This window comes from Paenibacillus sp. NPDC056579 (assembly GCF_042793215.1).
GTDB lineage: Bacteria > Bacillota > Bacilli > Paenibacillales > NBRC-103111 > Paenibacillus_S.
The window spans coordinates 355,224-361,837 of sequence record NZ_JBHTVD010000002.1 but is presented as its reverse complement, the minus strand read 5'-3'; the positions used below and the strand labels follow the sequence as shown (position 1 = coordinate 361,837).

Sequence of the window (6,614 nt, the reverse complement as noted above, 5' to 3'; positions counted from 1 at the left end):
TCGGCCTCCGCCGCTTTCGCCCTTCTGTAACGCGGAAAATCCTCGTTACAGAACACTCTAAGCGGGTCCCACCTGCTTTGAGCCGCCTGAAACAAAATCATCCATCGGAGGGAGACACTTATGGATAAATACATCGTAGTTATCGGCGGATACGGCCATGTAGGACAGGATGTATGCCGGGAGCTGGGAGAACGATACCCCGGACGGGTCTATGCCGCAGGGCGGAATCTCGCACGTGCGGAACAATTCAGCCGCGAGACGGGCGGCAAAGTCAAGCCTATGCAGATTGATATCAAAAAAGGCTTTGGCGACGATGAGCGATTTCACCAAATCGGCATGGTCACTATGTGCCTGGATCAAACGGACACAGCCTTTATCCGCTCTTGCCTTGAACGCGGCATTCACTATGTAGATGTTACAGCCAACCTTGACTTCCTGGAACAAGTGGAGCAGCTGCACGAAGCGGCCGCTTCCGGACAGGCAACAGCCGTGCTGAGCGTCGGACTCGCTCCGGGGCTGACGAATCTGATGGCGCACCACGCCGCATTGCAGATGGATCGGGCCGATACGGTCGATATTTCCATCATGCTCGGCTTGGGAGATCGGCACGGCAAAGCGGCTATCGAATGGACCGTTGACAGCCTGAGCTCCCGCTTCGACGTCGTCGAGCACGGCCGGCTCAAACCGGTCACGAGCTTTTCCGGCGGCAGAACGGTCAGCTTCGGGCCATCATTGGGCCGCAAAACAGCCTACCGATTCCCCTTCCCCGATCAGCGCATCGTCGCACGAACCCTCGGAATCCCAACCGTGTCGACGAGATTATGCTTTGATTCCGCAATCGTCACCCGGCTGCTTGCCTGGTTCAAATCTGCAGGAGGCTTTCGATTGCTCAGTCACCGTGCGTTGCGCCCGCTTATCGTGAAGGGATTCGGGCTCATCCGTTACGGACAACCGGTATTTGCAGTTAAAGTCGATGCAAAAGGAGTAAAGAACGGAAAGCAAGGCTTGCTTCAGGGTGCCCGTGAAGCCGCGGCGACGGCCCAAACAGCCGTCTTCGTCGCCGATAAGCTTTTCCAATCCGGCGACTTGCCGCATGGCGTGTACCATATAGAACAGTTATTCCGGCTGGAGCAATTGCTGCCGCCGGGTAACCGTTACGCCACCCTGGATGTTCAAGTCAGCTACAGTTGAAAGGACAACGAAACAACGCGCAAGTCAGTGCATCTGAATTCAAAAAACTCCCCAAAGCCCTTGAGCTTTGAGGAGTTTTCTGTAAGCAGCCTCGGTGAAGTCAAAGACTTCCATCTGGTCTTTAATACGCCACCGATTGATCCAAGACATTGCCGGAGGCCGGGCAGACCCTCCGCACACTTGAGGATCGATCTCTTTTCCGCCGGTTAGCGATGTCCGTTTAGTACTACCTTGCTCGCAGCAGCCTCCTTAACCTTTCATGGCCGAAGCTTACCGATACGCTGCCAATCGTCCTCGACGTATTGCCCCATATACCAGAGGGCTACTCCTTTGAGCCCGTAATACCGGGCAACCCACAGCTTGCGGTCGATGCTGTCGGCATCCTCATAGAACAGCTCGTTATCCGCTCCATCCGTATATTGAACGCGTTTTAACAAATAAGGAACGGCCAATGACTGACGGACTCCGGGCTTCAAGAGCCGTTCCTCCACACTCGAACTGGCGGGAGAAGCATACGTCGCTTGCTCCGCATTGCCGATAAATTGATCGGTTCGTTTGCCGATTCCAAGCACCAGCTTGTCCTTCAGCACTCCGGCAGCCAACGTATCGCGGATCGTCTCGGCGACGAGCGGCAATGGAGCGGACGGCAGCCGGTCCGGCTTGCTCAGAAAATTGTAGGCCATCAAAATGACCTCATCCGCCGTTGCTCCGATAGCTTTTAGATCGTAGCCCTCATAATAATTGACCGGAGGAACGGCTACAGTAAGCTTCTTGCCGTTCAATGCTTTTTTCAGCTCCGATAACAGTGCCGTAAAATCATTTTTTCTCTCCGGACCGTACAAATCTTCGAAATCGATATCGACCCCGGTGAAGCCGAATCGCGGATCGTTTACTGCTGCAGCTACCGATTGGACAAACTGGCTCCTCGCAGCGGCATCCGCTAAGAATGCTTCTATCTGATGCGATTTGTTAGCAAAGACCATCAAATCTTTGCTGACCTCGCTCTGATCCGCTGCCGACGTCACTTCCTCCCAGCCTTGCGGCAGGTTGAACTTGTGGGAATCCCCGGACGTGCCAAGCCCCGCCGAACCCGCCCCTTTATAATCCAGGTGCCACCAGCCCAAAGCGACCCGATCCAGCAGCTTCAATTTATCCAGATTATTGTACGATTGGATCGCATAGAAGCCGGTAACCTCAAGCGGCTTGCTCCCGGCATCCTTTTGCAGCAGCCTATGAATGACCGCAGCCGCTTCCTGGCGGCTCAGCGGACTGGCGGGATCAAAGCCCTTCTCGCTGCCCTCGAACAACCCCTGATTTGCAGCGTAGTAAACGTAGGGCGCCAGCGCTCCGTTTATTCCACCTGCATCTGCGAATGCACGTGCATCCCGTTCCTTCATCCAACCGCCGTCCAGCCACTGTTTTCTTTGCTCCTCCGCAGCCTGCGACAACAGCATCGTTCCCATCGCATAAGCCACTTCTTCACGGCGGATCGGGGCCGTCGGTTGAAACCTCCCGCCGCTGTCTATCATCGCATCAATCCAATGCCGCTGCATCGCCGCTTCAATCATCGGATACGACCAACGATCGGATGACACATCCTTGAGCTGTCCGGCAGGCAAACTGGCATCCTGCGAGACTCCGGCGGCTGCGATCATCATCTTGATGAACTCTTCCCGCGACATCGAAGCTAACGGGTGGAATCCTCCATCCGCATATCCGTCTACTGCTTGAACCGCTGCCAAGGAATACACATGCTCGGCAGACCAGTCGCTTTCCCCTACATCCCGGAACGGAGTCAATCTGGACTCGTAAGCGCTGACTGTTGCCGAACCCGCCAATAATGAACCTATGATTGCAAGCATAACCGTTTTCTTATACACTGTGTTGCTGCACCTCCCATGACGTCCCTTAATACTGACGCGCCAGAGAGTCAAAAGTTTCTGTGTCCGGGAGTCCCCTTCTTCCATGATCCCAGCCCGCCGTAGGTTAGCCGCCGCCATACCCATTCAACCGGACCGAACCGGAACCGTCTCATCCACCAGATGCTGAAAGCCAATTGCAGCAAGATCACTTCAAGACAATACATGATGCACACCAGAAAATCGAATTTGCCGTAAAATCCGGCCCCTGCAAACACGGCGAAGGAAATGAACGACTGCCCCAAATAATTCGTCATGGCCATTTGTCCTGCATGCAGAAACGGATAGAGCAGCTTTTGCCCATAGAAGCGCCTATACATAAGAACAACGACGGAGATATAGAAAAAGCTCAGAAAGATTCCGCTCAAGTAGATTAAAAGCGATTCTCCAATCAACGAGAACACTCCCAAATCTATCCATCTCAGTCTTATCACCGCCAAGCCGCCCGCCAGCGTCAGCCCGATTGCTCCGCAGCCCTTGCGTAAAGCCCGAAACAGCCCTGCATATCGCAGTACATCAGCAAACACACCGGTTTTTCCGAAATAAAACCCGAACAGCATCATGGCAAAAATACAAGGGTAGGTGATGAATTCCATCGCAAGATTCGGCAACACTTCGTTTTGAAGCCGAAACACGAACCATTCCGCATAATTCCCCTCGCTCTGATACATAGCTGTTGAGGCAGCGGCTGTTGCCGATGCTTGCTGGTAATGAGCCGCCATCGTCGCCGCAGCTTCATCCGCAGGCTGAAGGAATGCCAGTGAGAACAGAGAAAAGTACAAGACAAGAATCCAAACCGCCCATCGGAACGCCGTCTTCGCACGTCTGCGGTAAAACATCATCAATACCAGTCCAAGCAGCGCATATGTATGGAGAACGTCTCCCGACCAGAGAAGGAGCAGATGCAGCACCCCAAGCGCCAGCAGCAGAAGCATTCGTCTCATAAACAGCGGGTATACCCGAATCCCCCTGACTTCCGCCCGCTGCATAAAAATAAAAAAACCGAACCCGAATAAGAATGACAATATCGGATAAAACTTCCCCGTAAAGAACATGTCGATCATAAGCCTCACTGCATAATTTATGGACGACTCCTCGGGCAAGACGCCCGCTCTTTGATAAAATATGTCCGGCGAACTCATCATAACGATATTGACGAAAAAGATCCCGAACACGGCAACTCCCCTCAGGATGTCTATTATCGATATCCGGCTTTGGTCAGAAATAGGCTGCCATTCCATTTTGATCGCACTCCACTCCCTAAAAATAACTTGCATCATGAACTATAACGCAATCGGGTGAAGTTCCATATTATCCTTTAGGATACTTTTTGCGGCTTTTCCCCTACCCCTTGCGAAACTTTTCGGTATCTGTTAAGATACAGAACGAACGTTCAGTATTATTTGTGACCGATCATATCTGGAATCGGAGTGGATCACAGTGAACAAAAAGCAGCTGCAAAGCGAGCAAACCAAAAAGCGGGTTGCCGATGCCGCACGAGGCCTTTTCGGACAAAAAGGGTATAAAGCCACCTCGATTGAAGATATCGTGGAGGCAACCGGAAGCAGCAAGGGCAATATTTATTATCATTTCAAAAGCAAGGAAGGCTTGTTTCTGTATTTGCTCGACGAATGGGACCGGGAATGGGAGCAGACCTGGAAGCAGAAAGAGCCGACTTACAAAACAACCACGGAAAAGCTGTATGGCGTCGCAGAACAGCTTGTTCTGGAGGATATGAATCACCCGCTCACGAAAGCCGCGGACGAATTTTTCAACAATGAGGAAAAGACGAGCGATGTCGAGGAGCGGATCAGCGAGATGGTGGCGCGGCACGTTGCTTTTAACCGAAATTTGTTGCAGCAAGGAATGGAAAGCGGGGAATTTAACCAAGCTAACGTAGAAAGGCTTGCCGTTATTCTCGAGGGCTTAATAATCGGTCTCGGCCAGATGTCCCGCAAATCGAAGCCTGAAGACGCGCTCGAATTGTACCGATCAGCGGTTCAAATATTTTTGCACGGGATTGCCAAGCCGAATGGTTAGGGTAATGCAATACAGTAAGCAGTGTCTGCGCTAAAATTCATTCTCGGAGCCTCCTGCCGATTACCGATTACCCTTTCAATTTGTCACACCGATTGCACGGCTTTCGGTCTGGTTCTCCATCTGCGTAACAGGCGGAAATACGCATTTGGGTCTCCGGCGCATTTGAAAGCCGCCTGCCATTTTACAAAACGAACGTTCAGTATATATTACTAATTTCATCAGATACAACACGGAGGATTTATATCATGTCTTTATTGTTAAGAAATCGTGGAGCCGTTCTGCTTCTTATGCTCAATATTTTTCTTATTTTCACCGGAATCGGCCTCGTTATTCCTATTATGCCTACTTATATGACCGAGCTTCATATTAACGGGACGGTTGTCGGGCTCCTGGTGGCGGCCTTCTCGGTAACTCAGCTGATCGCTTCGCCTATAACCGGCAGGTTGTCCGATAAGATCGGCCGGAAAAAAATTATCGTAGCCGGTATGATCGTTTTCGCCGTATCCGAGTGGCTGTTCGGGGTCGCCGATTCGGCTTGGCTGCTGTTTGCTTCCAGGATGCTGGGGGGCATCGGCGCCGCGCTGATTATGCCCTCCGTCATGGCGTATGCAGCAGACGTTACTACCGTGGAAGAACGCGCGCAGGGCATGGGATATATTAATGCGGCGATTACAACGGGTTTTATTATCGGGCCCGGAATCGGAGGCTTCATCGCGGAATTCGGAATTCGCGTCCCATTTTACGCGGCAGCCGTTGCAGGTGCCGTCGCAGCTGTCATTACCCTCCTCGTCCTGCCTGAATCGGCGCGCACGGATCACAGCGAAGCCGGCGACACTGTTCCTGAACAGAAGCAAAGCCTGCTGGTGCAGCTCAGAAACTCGTACAAGGAGCCTTATTTCTTAAGCTTGATCATCGTGTTTGTCTGCTCATTCGGGTTAGCTAACTACGAGACGATATTCGGACTGTTCGTCGATCATAAATTCGGTTTTACCGCCAAAGACATTGCCTTTATTATTACATTCGGATCCATTGCAGGCGCTGTCGTTCAAGTTACCATTTTCGGTTGGATTCTGAACCGGTTCGGTGAGAAGAAGGTCATTTCGTTCTGCTTGGCCACTGCGGGCTTGTTCGTCCTGTTAACGCTGTTTGTTCACAAATATTGGCTGATTTTTGCAGTAACCTTCATCGTCTTCTTGTCGATCGATATATTACGTCCGGCTATCGGCACCCAGATGTCCAAAATGGCGCAGGAGCAGCAAGGGTACGTAGCCGGGCTGAACTCGGCCTACACGAGTCTCGGGAACATCGCCGGACCGGTGGCGGCAGGCTTCTTGTTCGATATCAATATCAATTACCCTTATATTTCGGCCGCTCTCGTGCTGCTGCTCTGCTTCGGTCTTTCCTTGCTTTCGGGCCGAAGCCGGCAGGCTGCCGCCGCCAAGCTGTAAAACAATGAAAGAGACG

Annotated in this window: 5 protein-coding genes; 3 read left to right on the top strand and 2 right to left on the bottom strand. The window is 52.1% G+C overall.

Going from position 1 to position 6,614, the window contains the following annotated elements; genetic code table 11:
* Window positions 1–120: 120 nt before the first annotated feature.
* Entirely contained in the window at window positions 121–1,191 is a 1,071-nt protein-coding gene (locus ACFQ88_RS09115; protein ID WP_379453886.1) for a saccharopine dehydrogenase family protein, read from the top strand.
* A gap of 257 nt (window positions 1,192–1,448) precedes the next feature.
* Here ACFQ88_RS09115 and ACFQ88_RS09110 read toward each other — a convergent pair whose 3' ends face one another.
* Both ACFQ88_RS09110 and ACFQ88_RS09105 read right to left on the bottom strand, forming a co-directional pair.
* A complete protein-coding gene (locus tag ACFQ88_RS09110) occupies window positions 1,449–3,071 on the bottom strand; it encodes a glycosyl hydrolase family 18 protein (protein WP_379453885.1) in 1,623 nt (540 codons plus the stop codon).
* A gap of 50 nt (window positions 3,072–3,121) precedes the next feature.
* Window positions 3,122–4,351 (bottom strand): DUF418 domain-containing protein, encoded by a 1,230-nt coding sequence (locus ACFQ88_RS09105; protein WP_379453884.1) that lies wholly within the window; start codon window positions 4,349–4,351, stop codon window positions 3,122–3,124.
* Between the two features lie 199 nt (window positions 4,352–4,550).
* On the opposite strand from ACFQ88_RS09105, the gene ACFQ88_RS09100 reads away from it, so the two are divergent.
* Window positions 4,551–5,150: a TetR/AcrR family transcriptional regulator gene (locus ACFQ88_RS09100; RefSeq protein WP_379453883.1), complete on the top strand. Its 600-nt coding sequence runs from the start codon at window positions 4,551–4,553 to the stop codon at window positions 5,148–5,150.
* A gap of 245 nt (window positions 5,151–5,395) precedes the next feature.
* Entirely contained in the window at window positions 5,396–6,598 is a 1,203-nt protein-coding gene (locus ACFQ88_RS09095) for an MFS transporter (protein WP_239633095.1), read from the top strand.
* Window positions 6,599–6,614 lie beyond the last annotated feature (16 nt).